A 13,664-nucleotide genomic window follows, 5' to 3' on the forward strand; every position below is an offset into this window, starting at 1 on the left:
GCTGCCGCGCGCGGGGGCACGGCGGCGGGCGGGCTCGGTTTCACGCGGGGGTGATGACGGTGCCGGTGCGTTCGGCGAGCATGTCCGAGACGGGTGCGCTGCCGATGATGACCCGGCCCACTCCCCCGTCCAGTGCCTCGCCGGCTGCCCGCAGCTTCTTGCGCATGCCGCCGGTGGCGCCCTTGTCGCGGAAGGCCGCGGCGGCCTGCGCGCTGATCCGGCGCACCGGTTCGCCGTCGATCAGGAGGTGGGCGACGTCGGTGACCAGGGTCAGGGAGGTCGCGCCGGTGGCGCCCGCGATGGCGGCCGCGGCCCGGTCGGCGTCGGTGTTGACCTCCTGGCCCGCGGGGTTGCGGGCCAGCGGGGTGACGAGGTGGCAGTGGCCCGGCTTCAGGTCCTTCAGGGCGCGGGGGTCCACGCCGGTGATCGGGCCCACCAGGTTGTCCAGCTCGACGAGTTGCTTGTTCCGCCACCACCAGCGCTCGCCCTCGCCGGCCCGGACCAGGCCGTCGCTGCCCACCACCCGCTCGGCGGTGATGCCGCGGCTGTTCAGGCGGGCGAAGACCTGCTCGCCCAGGGCGTGGCTGACGGTCTTGATGTCGTCGATGACCTCGGGGGTGGTCCACCGGCTCTGGTTGCCGTAGCGGTCCCGCATGACGGCCGAGGGCTCGGTGTAGCGGGGGTTGAGGTCCTTGAGCGGTTTGGACCAGCCGTGGACCAGGATCAGCGGATGACTTCGGCCGTGCGCGGCGAGGTCGTCCCACCAGGCGTCCGTCATGTCGTCCAGGCAGCTTCCGCCGAGCTTGACGACCGAGGGTGTGTTGCTCATGCCGGCATCAGCGGCTGCATGGTCAGCCCCCTCTCCTCGGGGAGGCCGAAGCGGATGTTCAGCGCCTGGACGGCCTGGCCCGCGGCCCCCTTGATCAGGTTGTCGAGTGCGGCGAGGACGACGATGCGGCCGCCCTCCGGGTCGTGCAGCACGCTCACGTCGCAGTAGTTGGAGCCGAGCACGGCCTGCGGGTCGGGCACCGGGATCATCGTCTCGGTGTGCCTGCGCACCCGGACGAACTGGTGGTCCTTGTAGAAGCGCAGGTAGGCGCGCTGCAGTTCGCGGCCGTCGACCGCTTCGTCGGTGAACACGTAGGTGCTGGCCATCAGTCCCCGTACGTGCGAGACGCCGTACGCCGACATCGTCAGGGAGCCGATCGTGCCGGGTTTGCCGCGCTCCAGGAAGTCGCCGACCTCGGCGGCGTGCCGGTGCCCGACGGGGGCGTACGGGGTGATGGCGCCGTTGCGGTACGGGTGCAGGCCCGCGGTGCGCAGCTGCTGGCCGCTGCCGCTGGAGCCGCTCTTGCCGTCGACCAGGACGGTCTTGAGGTCGAGGCCGAGCCCGAGGGTGAGCGGCGCCAGGCCCAGGGTGATGGCGGTGGCGTAGCAGCCGGCCAGCGAGATCAGCGGTGCGCCGGCCATCTGGTCGCCGACGAGCTCGGGCACTCCGTAGACGAAACGGTCGGCCAGTTCGGGCCGGCGTCGGACCTTGGGGTACCAGCGCTCGTGGAGGTCGGTGCTGCGGATGCGGAAGGCGCCGCTCAGGTCGATCACGGACGCGACCTGGTCGGCGAGCTGTCCGGCCAGTTCGGCGGACACTTCGGCGGGAGTGGCGAGGAGGACCGCGTCGCACCGGCCGGACAGGTCGGTGGTGACGGGCTCGACGGCCAGGCCGAGGTCCTGGCGCAGGCCGGGGTGGAGTTCGGCCGGGCGGCGGCCGATGTTGGAGGAGCCGCCGAGGAAGGTCAGCTCCAGGTCGGGATGCTGGCCGACCAGCCGGATGAGTTCGCCGCCCGCGAACCCCGAGGCGCCGATGATGCCGACACGGATCATCGCAGCAGCTCCCTCACATGGCGGCCGACGACCGAGGCGATGTCCGCGCCGGTCGCCGAGGCGACGGCCCGGAAGCCCGGGGCGTGGTTGACCTCGTTGACGAGATATCCGTCCGGGGTGCTGAACAGGTCGATCCCGTAGATGCCGGGGCCGAGCTGGTCGACCACGCTGTCCACGATCCGCCGTACGTCCTCGTCGTGGGCGACGGCACGGTTGCGGTTGCCGAGGGCGGCGTTGTTGCGCCAGTCGGCCCCGCCGCTCTGGAACTCGGCGGCGGCGACCAGTTCGCGGCCCACCACCAGGCAGCGGATCGAGCCGCCGCCCAGGTACGGCTCGACGAGGCAGGCCTGCTCGAAGGCGTGGCCGAGGTCCTCGACGTAGTCGTAGACGGACTGCGCGGTGTCGGAGTGCCGGATGAGGGTGACCCGCTTGCCCATGCCGCCGAAGACGGGCTTGAGGACCACGAGCAGGGGCAGTTCGTCGAGCGCCTTCTCGAAGTCCTTGCGGGACAGGACGAGCCGGAAGTCCGGGACGGGGACGCCCGCGGTGCGCAACAGGGCGCGCAGGGCCAGCTTGTTCTCGCAGGCGTGGACGGCGGCGGCCGAGTTGAGGGTGGGGATGCCGGTGGTCTCGCCGAGGGTGGCCAGCATGCCGCCGCGGGTGTAGCTGCGGCTGCGGACCAGGAGTGCGTCGTAGCCGCTGACGGACTTCGCCTGAGGGTGCCCCAGGCACAGGGATTCGTCGTTGAGCCACTCGACCGAGAGACCGAAGTCCGGTCCGGACTGGATCAGCTGGCGTTCTTCCCAGCTGATCCGGTCGGCCACGATGGCGACTTTCTTGCCCATGCGCATGGGTTCCTTCCGTTGTTGGCGGTAGCTCTTACTGGCCCCAGTCGCGGAGGGTGACTTCGACCATCTCCAGCGAGAGGGTGCCGTCGCTGATGTCGTCGACCCGCAGCGTCAGGAGGCACTCGGGGCACGAGAGCGTCTCGCCCTGGACCATCGGCGGGGTGGTGACGTCGGTCTCGCACTCGGGGCAGGCACCGGTCAGCAGCGTGGACATGACTTCTCCAAATCGGTTGGTACGGAGCCGAGTCGGCTCGGTCTGCTTGTTCTGAGGTCAGATGGACTGGAAGTCGACGGCGGCCTTGCGGATGCCGTCGCGGTCGAGCAGGGGGCGGCCGTCCCGTTTCTGACGGTTCGTCAGCCAGGTGGTGAACGACTCCACGTCGAGGCCGTCCTCGACGCCCGAGTCGGTGAGCGCCCAGCGGACGAGGGCCGGGCTGATGCGCGAACGGACGCGCAGCTCACGGGAGTTGCCGACGAGTTCGGCGGGCAGGGTCTCGTACGCCGACGGGTTGCTGAGCTGGCCCGGCAGTTCGTAGGCGAAGGCGTGCGCGGTGGTGGGGCCCGACTGGAACGCCTCGCCCAGGCCCGCCCCCTTCAGCGCGGCTCGCGAGAGCTCGGTGAGGTGGGTGAGGTCGAAGCGGGTGTCGCCGTGGACGACGCGGAGCGAGGTGAGCAGCTCGGCCAGGGGTGCGTTGCCGCCCCGCTCGCCGATGCCGCCGACGGTCGCCGAGATCCACTGGGCGCCGGCCCGTACGGCGGCCAGGGAGTTGGCGACCGCCATGCCCAGCATGTTGTGCGAGTGGATCTCGATCTCGGACCCGTCGATCGCGGTGAGATCCGCGATCTTGGCCTCCATCTGCCACGGCGAGAGGTACGCGACCGTCTCGGCGAGGCGGAAGCGGTCGGCCCCGGCCGCGAAGCCCGCCTCCACATAGGGGACGAGCCGCTCCCTGGGGGTGCGCGCACCGTCCTCTCCGCTGAAGGTCACGTGCAGGCCGCGCTCCTTGGCGCCTTCGATGGCGGCCTTGGCGAGGGCCGTGAGGTACTTCTCGCTGGGCGAGGCGAGCTTCAGCGCCGCGTGCTCCCGCGAGGTCGGGATGGAGAACATCACGGACTTCACGCCGAGCCGTACGGCCTCGTCGAGCGCCTTCGCCACCTGCTGGCGGTCGCGGACCATCACCAGGCTCATGGAGTGCTCGGGGCCCACGGCCTCGTGCGTGGCGAGGATGAGGTCGGCGTCGGCCGACGAGGGGCCCGACACCATGCCCACCTCGACCAGTTCCACGCCGGTCCGCACCAGAAGGTCCGCGATGGTCTCCGCGTCCTTGGCGGTGAACTCGACACCGGCCATATGGGCCGAGTCCCGCAGCGTCGCATCCGATATGCGGGGCAGGACGGGCAGGGGTTCTTTTTCTTCCGCCGGGCCCCGGGTTTCCCCGGGGAGGCTTTCCGATATCGCCATGTGCATTCACTCCTTCATCCAGAAGCTATTGCAGAATCCGGCCGCCGCCATACGGATGCGTACGCCCTCAGAAGGCTTTCGCATTCAGGCGGAACGTTGCGTCTGCCGTTGGTGAATAGCTTCATCGGTGCCGGTGGCGGGCGTCAACGCCTGTCGTGTGCGGCTCTTGTCAGACATTGTCAGGCCAAGGTCAACTCGCCACAGAAATTCAAGATCCGGGTGAGAAGGCGGCCGATTCCGAGGGATCGTACGACTCGTACGCCATTCCTGGACTAGCCTGCTCGCATTCGACAACCACGCCACAGGACCGACAGATTGGTGATGCCGTCATGGACATACGCTCCGTGCCACGAATCGGGATTGTCGTCCCGCCGGAAAACCCCACAGCCGAGCCCGAGTTCCACCAGTTCTTCGGTGCCGGGACGAACGTGCACACCACCCGCTTCCCGGTCCTTCCGGGCCAGGGCCTGCGGGCCGTGCTGGAGACGTACAACGAGGTGCTGCCCGGGGTGCTCGACGGCTTCGGCCGGCTGCCGCTCGACGCCGCCGTGGTGGCGTGCAGCGCCTCGCACTATCTGCTGGGGCCCGACGGCGACCGGGAGTTCTGCGCCCGGCTCGGCGAGCGCGCCGGGTATCCGGTGCGGTCCTCCGCGCTGACCACCCTCGCGGCGATCGAGGCCCTGGGCCTTGACCGGCTGACGCTGGTCTCCCCGTACGAGCCGTGGCTGACCGAGCTGTCGCGCGGCTACTGGGAGAAGGCCGGTCTCACCGTCGACGCTGTCGTGCGGATCCGGGCGGGCGAGGTCCACGACCCGTACCGGGTGACCACCGAGGGGCTCCTGGAGCAGGTGCGCCGGAACCCGCTCCCCGAGGACGGTGCGGTGCTGTTCACCGGGACCGGCATGTTCACCCTGGCCGCCCTCGACGAACTCGCCTGCCCCGGGCGGGTGTTGCTGTCGTCCAACCTGGCCAGTGCGTGGTGGGCGCTCCAGGTGACCGGTACGCCCGTCACGGCGCCAACCGTCCACCCGCTCCTCAAAGGCCTGGCCGCCCACCGCGCCAACCCTGCCTGATACACGGCCGGTTGGCGCGGATCCCCCGGGTCCTGGCCACCCGCTCAGCTCGTGGCCGCGTAGCGACTCGCCGGGCGGGGCAGACCCAGCAGTCCGCGCAGGGTGGGGCTTTCGTAGGCGGTGCGGAAGGCCGCGCGGCGCTGGAGTTCGGGGACCAGGCGGGTGGTGATCAGGGCGAGGTCGTGCGGCAGCGCGCCGGGCCGCAGCCGGAACCCGTCGAGGCCGGCCCCGCTCCAGTCGATCAGGAGCTCGGCCAGCTCGCCGGGCGTGCCGGTGAAGATGTGCGCGTCGGAGCCGAGCGCGGCGCCGTCCAGCTCGTCGAGGCGCCCCTTGCGGCGGGCAGCCGCGCCGGAGTCCTCGTCCAGGAAGACGACGAGATCGGCGAACGTCTTCAACGGCTGCTCCGACGGCCGCCCCACGGTGGCCGCGGCCTTGTCGACCCGGCCAAGGATCCGTGTCGTGTCCGCGCGGGAGCACGGCGTGATGAACACGACGTCGGCCGCGCGGGCGGCGAGTTCGTACGGGGTCGAGGCGTGCGCCAGGACGGTGACGAGCGGCTGGCCCTGCGGCGGGCGCGGGGTGATGGACGGGCCGCGGATGCCGAAGTGCTCGGCCGTGAAGCCGATGTGGTGGACCTTGTCGCGGTCGATGAAGCGGCCGGTCGCCGCGTCGCGGATCTCCGCGTCGTCCTCCCAGCTGTCCCAGAGCCGGCGCACGGCCTCGACGACATCGCCGGCCTCCGCGAACAGCGGGCGCAGCCGGCGCGCGATGAGCTCGGTGTCCTGGACGTCCTCGTCGGTGAGGACCGGGGTGGCACGCCGTCCGAAGTGGTGCGCGTCCGCCGCCCGGGACGTGATCTGGGGCCGCCAGCCGGCCCGGCCGTGGCTCGCGTGATCGAGGGAGGCGATGGCGGTGGAGAGGTGGAAGGGCTCGGTGTGGGTGACATTGGTCGTCGGCACGAGGCCGATGTGCGAGGTCCGTGGGGCGAGGTGGGCGGCGAGCAGGACGGCGTCCAGGCGGCCGCGGACCTGGTCGGTCCGGTCGTCCGGGCGGTGGAACGCGGCGGACTGAAGGCCGAGTTCGTCCTCGATGGTGACGAAGTCGATCAGCCCGCGCTCCGCCTCGCCGACCAGTTCCGCCCAGTAGCGAGGGGTGAACAGCTGGTCGGGGCGCGCGCCGTGGGCCCGCCAGGCCGCCGGGTGCCAGCCGGCTCCGTTGAGCGCGACGGCGAGATGAAGCCGGGTCACGGTGTCTCCGTTCAGGGGTTGGGGGGCCGGTGATGTCAGGGGTTCGGGGACCTGTGACATCAGGGGGCGTCCCGGTCAGCGGCACGCGCGGTTCGGGTCGGCCGCAGGGCGAGGTGGTCGCGCAGGGTGGTGCCCGTGTAGTCGGCGCGGAAGACGCCCTTCTCCTGAAGGAGCGGCACCACCTTGTCGACCAGATCGTCGAGACCGGTGGGAGTGATGTGGGGGACGAAGATGAAGCCGTCGGCACCGTCGCTCTGCACGAACTCGTCGATGGCATCGGCGACTTGGGCGGGCGTGCCGACGAACGTGTGCCGTCCGCGAACCTCGATGGCCAGCTCGCGGATGCTCAGCCCACGGGTCGCCGCCATCTCCCGCCACCGGCGGGCGGTCGCGGCCCGGTCGCCACGGAACTCCGTATGTCCCTTCATCAGCAGCTCGTCGGCCAGCGGCTCGATGTCGGGGAGCGGCCCGTCGGGGTCGTAGCCGGACAGGTCCCGGCCCCAGACGGCTTCGAGGAACCGGATCGCGGTCCCCGGTCCGACCTGGGCCCGGCTGATCTCGGCGGCTCGCTCCTCGGCGTCCCGCGAGGTGTCGCCCAGTACGTAGGTGACCGAGGGGATGATCTTCAGGTCCTCGGGGGCGCGGCCGTACTTGGCCAGGCGCGCCTTGACGTCGCGGTAGAAGGCGCGCCCTTCGGGGAGCGTGCTGTGGCGGCTGAAGATGACGTCGGCGTCGCGCGCGGCGAACTCGCGCCCCTCCGGCGAGTCCCCGGCCTGAATGATCACCGGGTGTCCCTGGGGGGAACGGGGCGTGTTGAACCGTCCGGCGATGTCGAAGTGCTGCCCGTGGTGGGCGAAGGTGCCCGCGCCCGCTCGTACGAACGCGCCCGCGGCCGGGTCGGCCACGAGGTCACCCGGTCGCCAGCTGTCCCACAACTCCCTTGCCGTGTAAAGGAATTCGGCGGCTCGGGTGTAGCGGTCGGCCTCGGCCAGGTAGCCGCCGCGCCGGAAGTTCTCGCCCGTGAAGGCGTCGTGGGTGGTGACCACGTTCCAGGCGGCGCGCCCTTCGCTGAGGTGGTCCAGGGTCGCCAGTCTGCGGGCCACTTCATAGGGCTCGTTGAAGGTGGAGTTGACCGTGGCGGCGAGGCCGATGCGGTCGGTGACGGCGGACAGCGCGCTCAGCACGGTGAGCGACTCGGGCCGGCCGACCACGTCGAGGTCGTGGATGCGGCCCTTGTGCTCGCGCAGCCGCAGCCCCTCGGACAGGAAGAAGAAGTCGAACCTGCCCCGCTCCGCGGTCTGTGCGAGGCGGGTGAAGGACTCCAGGTCGATCTGGCTCCCGGAGCGGGGGTCGGACCAGACGGTGGTGTTCTGGACGCTGGGCAGCTGGGCCGCGAGGTGGATCTGCTTGACGGGTTTCCGGCTGAGGGGGATGCGTGGGGCGGGCACGGTGCGTGGGCCTCCTGCGAGAGCGGGTTGATCGTCCCGGGTGGGCGCGTACGGGTACGAGGGGGGCGTCGGCGTATGGAAAGGGAGGGCGCGGGCCTGCTCAGGGCCTTGCGCGGGGGCGGGTCACGGCCGGACGAACTGGAGGCCGACGCCCCGGACCGTGGTGATCCAGTCCCCCGCTCCCAGCTTCTTGCGCAGGCTGCTCACATGCGTGTCCAGGGTCCGGCGCGACCAGGAGTCGCCCCAGACCTGCCGCATGATCCGGTGTCGCGACACGACAGTGCCGGGCTGCGAGGCGAGCAGGTACAGCAGGTCGAACTCCTTGCGGGTCACCTCGACCCGCCTACCGTGCACGCTCACCTCTCGCGCGGTGGAGTCGATCCGCAGCGGGCCGTGCGCCACCACGGGCGTGGCGACGGGCTGCGGCCGGATGCGGCGCATGACGGCGTCGATACGGGCCATCAACTCCCGGAAACCGTAAGGCTTGACGAGGTAGTCGTCGGCGCCGGCCTGGAGGCCGAGCACCCGGTCGAGTTCGGTGGCCCGGGCGGTGACCGCGATCACCGGGATGTCGCAGGCCGAGCGCACCTCACGGCACACCTCCAGGCCGTCCAGGTCCGGAAGTTCGAGGTCGAGCAGCACCAGGTCGGCGCGCTGGTAGCCCTCAAGGGCGGCCCGGCCGGTCTCCGCCCGCTCGACGCTGTGCCCGTGCCGGGTCAGGCCCCGGATCAGCGACTCGGCGTCGCGGGCGTCGTTCTCCACGACGAGCAGCCGCCAGGTGAGGGGAGGCCTGTGCAGGGCCGGCGCGGTGACCTGGTGGAATCTTGAAGGGACTGCCCCGGCGAGCCGGGGCGACGGTATGTGAGGATCCATCAGGTCCATGCCGTCTCCAACTCGGCTGTCTGTACGGGCAGTTGCTCACGGACGCTGACACAGGACATGTTCCTCGTCTCCCTGAATGGCGACCGGCGGGAGGAGCTGCCCGCCGCGCAAGCTGAACTCCAGTCGTCTCCGGGCGCTGTCACCGCCCGGTGGGGTGCACCGCCCGCCGGACTTGACGGCCAGGACGGGGGATTGCCTTCCGTCAGGCGAGCGGCGGGACGGTGCACCCGGCTTGTCGGGTGCACTGGAGGAGCACCGGGCGAGGCGTCCCCAGCGGATCGCGGACCGGGCCCGCGATCCGTCCCGGGTGCCTCGCGGCCACCATCTTGCCGGGGCCGTACGAGGGCGAACATAGGGACTTCAATAAGTCACGTCAGGCCGCGTTTCCTCTTCCCTTCCCCTTCTAAATGCGCCGACCGCTTGCTCCATCGCGTCAACTGGTGCTCGGATTCAGGCCGTTCGCTCCCGCCCGTCCCGCTCCGGGCGGGGCGGGCCGGTGGCAGACGCTCCGTACAGAACGATGTCCCACACCTCGGCGAGCTGACCGACGGCGTCCCGGGACGCTTCGGCCCCGGCGGGGGACGCGGTGTGGGCGCGCAGGCGGAGGTGGGCGTCCACGCCCGTGACGAGGTAGGCGGCGAGCACGGTCAACGCCTCCGGATCGGCCGACCGGCTCAACTGGCCTTCTACACCGGCCTGTTCAAGGAGGCGGCGCAGTTCCGGCAGCCATGCGGCCGTCCAGTCGGCGGCCTCGCACGGGCGCTCCCGGGTCAGCCGGGCGGCCGCGCGGACGTCGGTCTCCGCCTCCAGGAGCCGGGCGACCGCGAGCAGCAGGGCCCGCGCCAGGCGCAGGGGGGAGGCGGGGAGCGCGACGACCCGGGTCACGGCTTCCCGGGTCTTCGCGCTCCCCCGGGCCTGGAGTTCGTCGGCGAGGCCGGCCTTGGCCGGGAAGTGGAACGTGAGGGCGCCCAGCGAGATCCCGGCGGCGGCGCAGATGCGGACCAGTGACGTGCCGGCATAGCCGTCCCGGTCCATCTCGACCGCGGCCGCCCGGATCACGGCGGCGCGGGTGCGGGCCGCGCGTATCTGCTTCACCACGGCCGCCGCCCGGTGCGGCGCCCAGGACAGCGGTGTTCCGCGGGCGCACCCGCGGAACAGGAGCGGGGCCGGGAACCGGGTCGGCCATCCGGCCCGCACTTCCTCTTCACCGCGCACCGTCGGGTGCGTATCAACCTCGAACACCTTTCTCCGTACCGGACTGCACAAGACGGACACTTTCCCCAGCCGAAGCGTCCGGCGGCAACGCCGACTTGCCGAAGTCGCGGTGGGGATCGACCACTCTGGCCAAAAACAGAAAAAGCGTTCGCTATATTTCTGGGTGTCGTACCGGCCGTCGACGCTCAGAGGGGGATTCACCATGGCCGTACAGCACCGCGCCGTCCTGCCGCAGCCTCAGTACGCGCACCACCGTCTGCCAGAGTTATCGGGCTTCACGGAGGACGTGTTCGGCTATCTGCCGCGCGTCGACCAACGCCGGTGGGCCGACGCCTACTTGTGCGGGCTGCTCACGGCCCCGGGCAAGAAGACGGTCTCGCAGATGGCCAAGGCGGCCTGTCTGCCTCCCGGCGCGGCCCAGGCGCTGCAGCAGTTCATCAGCGCCAGCCCGTGGGACTGGAGCGCGGCGCGCGAGTCGCTGGCCCGCAAGGCGGCCGCGCGGCTGCCCGGGCACAGCTGGACGGTCGGCACGACGCTGGTGGAGAAGCGCGGCGAGCACTCGGTCGGTGTGCACAAGCGGTTCGTGCCGGAGGCCGGCCGGACCATCAACTGCCAGGTCGGCATAGGGCTGTTCCTGACCTCCGGGTCGGAGAGCATCCCCGTCGAGTGGTCCCTCCTGATGGACGAGGCGTGGTGCGGCGACGAGATGCGCAGACGCCGGGCCCGGGTCCCCGACACCGTACGGGCCGAGCCGGCGTGGGCGCATGTCCTGGACCTGACGGACCGGCTCGCCGCGCTGAAGGTGTCCGGCCCCGCTCCGCTGGTCGTCGACCGGCACTGTGCGATCGATGCCACTCGCCTCGCGGCCCATCTCCATCTGCGCGAACGGGACTTCGTTCTTGAGGTCCGGCCCGATCAGCCCGTGCTGCCGGCGCTCCACGCGGCACCCGGCATCGGCAACCGGCCGGGCCCGGCCCGACCGGTCAGCGCGCAGCGGTTCATGCACGAGGGCGGGGCGCGCCACCCGTACGTCATCGGCGTGGAGCAGGGCGGCCGGACGCGGCGCGTCCAGGTCTTCTCCGCGCCGGTCCGGCTGCCGGGCAGTTCCCCGGCCGCGCCCAGCACCCAGCGGGTCCACCGGCTGATCGCCGAGCAGTTCCCGGCGGGGCCGCGCCCGGCCCGGTTCTGGATCACCAGCCTCGGGGACCGCCGGATGGACGAGGTGCTCTCCCTGCTGCGCAGACCCTCGGGCACCCACGCCGTGGTGCAACGCCTTGAGGACGACTTCGGGCTCCTCGACTTCGAGGGCCGGTCCTACCCCGGCTGGCACCACCACATGACGATGTCGTCCGCCGCCTACCTCTACCGCCGCCTGCAGCTCGGCGCGCGACGCCCCGCCCGCCTGTGATCCGCCGGGCCCCGGGATGCCCCGGCACCGCGCCCGCGGGCCCCGGACGAACGAAACCGCGCCCCCTGCCAACGGCTCCCCACGCGAAGGACGAACGATGACCGCGCCCCCGCCCCGTACCGACGAGGTGCGCCCGCCCGGCGACGCGCAGCGAGCCGCGGAGGAATCCGCCCAGGATCGCGCACGACGCTTCGAGCGCGACGCCCTCGGCTACCGGCGCAGGCTGTACACGCAGGCCCTGCGCCTGACCCGCAATCGCGAGGATGCCGAGGACCTGGTGCAGGAGACGTACGCCATCGCGTACAAGTGCTTCCACCAGTTCCGCGCCGGGACCAATCTGTGGGGCTGGCTGCGGCGCATCATGACCAACGCCTTCATCACCTCCTACCGCAAGAAACGCACCGAGCCCCAGCACTGGGGCACGGGCGAGATCGAGGACTGGCAGCTCGTCCGCACCGCCGGTCACACCTTGGGGGGCCTCGCCTCCGCCGAGTCGCAGGTGCTCAGCCGGATCCCCGATCCCGAGCTCCTCGACGCGCTGCGCCGGACCCCCGAGGTCTTCGTCGAGGTGGTCTACCTCGCCGACGTGGAGGGCCTGCACTACCGCGAGATAGCCCAACTCCTCGACATCCCCCACGGCACGGTCACCTCGCGCCTGCACCGGGGGCGCCGTCGGCTGCGTACGCTCCTGACGGGCTCGGGCCGGGTTCCCCAGCGCCTGTGACCGGCTTCACGCCGGGCCGGGTTGACCCTCACATCAGTGCGAAGGGCCGAGGATGCGGATGAGTCAGCCGTCTTCCACACCGGACCCGCCGCCCGTACTCCCTTGATGGGACGGCGGGTTGGACCACGAGGTGAGCAGCCATGGACAACGAGTTATTCGCGTACAGCCCGATCACCGAACGCCCGCCGATCCAGTGGCCCGGCGGCGCCCGCGTCGCCTGCTACGTCGGGGTGAACATCGAGCACTACCGGGTCGACCAGCCCTCCACCAGCATCTTCTCCGGGACCGCGGGACTCGCGCCGGACCCGCTGAACTACGGCTGGCGCGACTACGGCCCCCGGGTCGGCATCTGGCGGCTGACCGAGAGCCTGGACCGGCACGGGATCCGCGCGAGCGTGATGCTCAACTCGGCCGTCTGCGAACACTATCCGCAGATCATCGAGGCGGGCCGGGCCCGCGACTGGGCCTGGGTGGCCCACGGCAGGGACAACTCCACCTTCCAGACGCACGGTTCGGCCGAGGAGGAGCGCGCCTATCTGGCGGAGGTCGTCGACACCATCGAGCGGGCGACGGGACGGCGACCGCGCGGCTGGCTGGGCCCGGCGCTGACCGAGACCTTCCGCACGCCCGCCCTGCTCGCCGAACTCGGCCTCGGGTACGTCCTCGACTGGTGCAACGACGACCAGCCCTACCGGCTGAACGTGCCGGGGATGCTGAGCGTTCCGTACTCCATCGAGGTCAACGACGTCAGCCTGTTCGTCGGCCGGAACCTCAGCGGCCCCGAGTTCGTCCGCATCGTCTCGGACCAACTGGACCAGCTGTACGCCGACTCCGCGGACAGCGGCCGGGTGATGGCGCTGGTCCTGCACCCGTTCATCAGCAGCCAGCCCTTCCGGCACAAGTACGTGGACCAGGTCCTGGAGCGCCTCGCGAACCATCCCGCGGTGTGGCTGGCGACGAGCGACGAGATCGCCGAGCACTACGCCGCCACCCAGCCCTGAGATCAGCACTCCGCGGAAGGGGCGCCCCTGACAGCTGCCAGGGGCGCCCCTTCTTCGCATGGCACGACCTGATACACCATCAAAACCATTCCGGCTTACGGGATATGGACGGACGCCATGACCGCGTCCAGCGCCTCGCACGCTGCGAGCAACCCCGCGGCGGCGTCCCGGAGCCGGGCGCGCTCCCGGCCCAGGCCGGCCAGCAGGTCCGCGCTCAGCGGTACGGGTGCGAGGTCCCCGCCGCCGGGAAGGCAGGGCATCAGCGCGGCGATCGAGCGGGTGCTGAGTCCGGCGGTCAGCAGGGCGCGGATGCGCCGGACCGTCTCCACGTCCTGTTCCCGGTAGTCACGGAAGCCGCTGGGGCGGCGCCGGGGTGCCAGCAGGCCCTGTTCTTCGTAGTACCTCAGCAGCCGCGTGCTGACGCCGGTCTGCCGGGCCATCGCCCCTATGAGCACGGTAGGTCCCCCTGCCGTCG

At 71.3% G+C, this 13,664-nt stretch carries 14 protein-coding genes; 4 read left to right on the forward strand and 10 right to left on the reverse strand.

Annotation, left to right across the window (positions count from 1 at the left end; translation table 11 throughout):
• Nucleotides 1-40: 40 nt before the first annotated feature.
• Genes ACWC2B_RS11035 through ACWC2B_RS11055 form a run of 5 tightly spaced genes read right to left on the reverse strand, consistent with a single transcriptional unit; the run spans nucleotide 41 to nucleotide 4,191 of the window.
• Nucleotides 41-829 (reverse strand): amino acid kinase family protein, encoded by a 789-nt coding sequence (locus tag ACWC2B_RS11035; RefSeq protein WP_450716172.1) that lies wholly within the window; start codon nucleotides 827-829, stop codon nucleotides 41-43.
• Nucleotides 826-1,881 (reverse strand): N-acetyl-gamma-glutamyl-phosphate reductase, encoded by a 1,056-nt coding sequence (argC, locus tag ACWC2B_RS11040; RefSeq protein ID WP_450716173.1) that lies wholly within the window; start codon nucleotides 1,879-1,881, stop codon nucleotides 826-828. Before argC ends, ACWC2B_RS11035 begins: the two co-directional genes overlap by 4 nt.
• Nucleotides 1,878-2,726, reverse strand: a complete 849-nt coding sequence (locus tag ACWC2B_RS11045) for an ATP-grasp domain-containing protein (RefSeq protein WP_450716174.1) — start codon at nucleotides 2,724-2,726, stop codon at nucleotides 1,878-1,880. The genes argC and ACWC2B_RS11045 overlap by 4 nt, the downstream gene beginning before the upstream one ends.
• Before the next feature lie 34 nt (nucleotides 2,727-2,760).
• On the reverse strand, nucleotides 2,761-2,943 hold the full coding sequence (locus tag ACWC2B_RS11050) for a lysine biosynthesis protein LysW (protein WP_344374712.1): 183 nt from the start codon (nucleotides 2,941-2,943) through the stop codon (nucleotides 2,761-2,763).
• A 57-nt stretch (nucleotides 2,944-3,000) separates the two neighbouring features.
• Entirely contained in the window at nucleotides 3,001-4,191 is a 1,191-nt protein-coding gene (locus ACWC2B_RS11055; RefSeq protein ID WP_450716175.1) for an isopropylmalate synthase, read from the reverse strand.
• Nucleotides 4,192-4,520: 329 nt separating this feature from the next.
• Here ACWC2B_RS11055 and ACWC2B_RS11060 point away from each other — a divergent pair, with 329 nt between their 5' ends.
• Nucleotides 4,521-5,264, forward strand: a complete 744-nt coding sequence (locus ACWC2B_RS11060) for a maleate cis-trans isomerase family protein (protein WP_450716176.1) — start codon at nucleotides 4,521-4,523, stop codon at nucleotides 5,262-5,264.
• 44 nt (nucleotides 5,265-5,308) lie between these two features.
• Here the strand turns inward: ACWC2B_RS11060 and ACWC2B_RS11065 are convergent, their stop codons facing one another.
• From ACWC2B_RS11065 to ACWC2B_RS11080, 4 genes are all read right to left on the reverse strand, one after another.
• Nucleotides 5,309-6,511, reverse strand: a complete 1,203-nt coding sequence (locus tag ACWC2B_RS11065) for an LLM class flavin-dependent oxidoreductase (protein WP_450716177.1) — start codon at nucleotides 6,509-6,511, stop codon at nucleotides 5,309-5,311.
• A gap of 59 nt (nucleotides 6,512-6,570) precedes the next feature.
• Entirely contained in the window at nucleotides 6,571-7,959 is a 1,389-nt protein-coding gene (locus ACWC2B_RS11070) for an NtaA/DmoA family FMN-dependent monooxygenase (protein ID WP_450716178.1), read from the reverse strand.
• 123 nt (nucleotides 7,960-8,082) lie between these two features.
• Nucleotides 8,083-8,841: a response regulator transcription factor gene (locus tag ACWC2B_RS11075; RefSeq protein ID WP_450716179.1), complete on the reverse strand. Its 759-nt coding sequence runs from the start codon at nucleotides 8,839-8,841 to the stop codon at nucleotides 8,083-8,085.
• A gap of 450 nt (nucleotides 8,842-9,291) precedes the next feature.
• Nucleotides 9,292-10,056 carry a TetR family transcriptional regulator gene (locus ACWC2B_RS11080; protein ID WP_450716180.1) on the reverse strand — a complete coding sequence of 255 codons (765 nt, stop codon included), beginning with the start codon at nucleotides 10,054-10,056 and terminating at the stop codon, nucleotides 9,292-9,294.
• A 202-nt stretch (nucleotides 10,057-10,258) separates the two neighbouring features.
• On the opposite strand from ACWC2B_RS11080, the gene ACWC2B_RS11085 reads away from it, so the two are divergent.
• The 3 genes from ACWC2B_RS11085 to ACWC2B_RS11095 all read left to right on the forward strand — a co-directional run bounded on the left by ACWC2B_RS11085 (nucleotide 10,259) and on the right by ACWC2B_RS11095 (nucleotide 13,189).
• Nucleotides 10,259-11,464, forward strand: coding sequence for an IS701 family transposase (locus tag ACWC2B_RS11085; RefSeq protein WP_450716181.1), 1,206 nt, complete (start codon nucleotides 10,259-10,261; stop codon nucleotides 11,462-11,464).
• A gap of 97 nt (nucleotides 11,465-11,561) precedes the next feature.
• Nucleotides 11,562-12,188, forward strand: coding sequence for a sigma-70 family RNA polymerase sigma factor (locus ACWC2B_RS11090; protein WP_450716182.1), 627 nt, complete (start codon nucleotides 11,562-11,564; stop codon nucleotides 12,186-12,188).
• Nucleotides 12,189-12,328: 140 nt separating this feature from the next.
• Nucleotides 12,329-13,189: a polysaccharide deacetylase family protein gene (locus ACWC2B_RS11095; RefSeq protein WP_450716183.1), complete on the forward strand. Its 861-nt coding sequence runs from the start codon at nucleotides 12,329-12,331 to the stop codon at nucleotides 13,187-13,189.
• A 95-nt stretch (nucleotides 13,190-13,284) separates the two neighbouring features.
• Here ACWC2B_RS11095 and ACWC2B_RS11100 read toward each other — a convergent pair whose 3' ends face one another.
• Entirely contained in the window at nucleotides 13,285-13,629 is a 345-nt protein-coding gene (locus ACWC2B_RS11100; RefSeq protein ID WP_450716184.1) for a MerR family transcriptional regulator, read from the reverse strand.
• Between the last annotated feature and the right edge of the window lie 35 nt (nucleotides 13,630-13,664).

It is taken from the genome of Streptomyces sp. NPDC001415 (assembly GCF_053597395.1).

Coding starts and splice junctions, on each gene's coding strand:
- ACWC2B_RS11085 (WP_450716181.1), top strand. CDS start 10,259: ATGGCCGTACAGCACCGCGCCGTCCTGCCGCAGCCTCAGTACGCGCAC.
- ACWC2B_RS11075 (WP_450716179.1), bottom strand. CDS start 8,841: ATGGACCTGATGGATCCTCACATACCGTCGCCCCGGCTCGCCGGGGCA.
- ACWC2B_RS11045 (WP_450716174.1), bottom strand. CDS start 2,726: ATGGGCAAGAAAGTCGCCATCGTGGCCGACCGGATCAGCTGGGAAGAA.
- ACWC2B_RS11095 (WP_450716183.1), top strand. CDS start 12,329: ATGGACAACGAGTTATTCGCGTACAGCCCGATCACCGAACGCCCGCCG.
- ACWC2B_RS11090 (WP_450716182.1), top strand. CDS start 11,562: ATGACCGCGCCCCCGCCCCGTACCGACGAGGTGCGCCCGCCCGGCGAC.
- argC (WP_450716173.1), bottom strand. CDS start 1,881: ATGATCCGTGTCGGCATCATCGGCGCCTCGGGGTTCGCGGGCGGCGAA.
- ACWC2B_RS11050 (WP_344374712.1), bottom strand. CDS start 2,943: ATGTCCACGCTGCTGACCGGTGCCTGCCCCGAGTGCGAGACCGACGTC.
- ACWC2B_RS11055 (WP_450716175.1), bottom strand. CDS start 4,191: ATGGCGATATCGGAAAGCCTCCCCGGGGAAACCCGGGGCCCGGCGGAA.
- ACWC2B_RS11035 (WP_450716172.1), bottom strand. CDS start 829: ATGAGCAACACACCCTCGGTCGTCAAGCTCGGCGGAAGCTGCCTGGAC.
- ACWC2B_RS11100 (WP_450716184.1), bottom strand. CDS start 13,629: ATGGCCCGGCAGACCGGCGTCAGCACGCGGCTGCTGAGGTACTACGAA.
- ACWC2B_RS11060 (WP_450716176.1), top strand. CDS start 4,521: ATGGACATACGCTCCGTGCCACGAATCGGGATTGTCGTCCCGCCGGAA.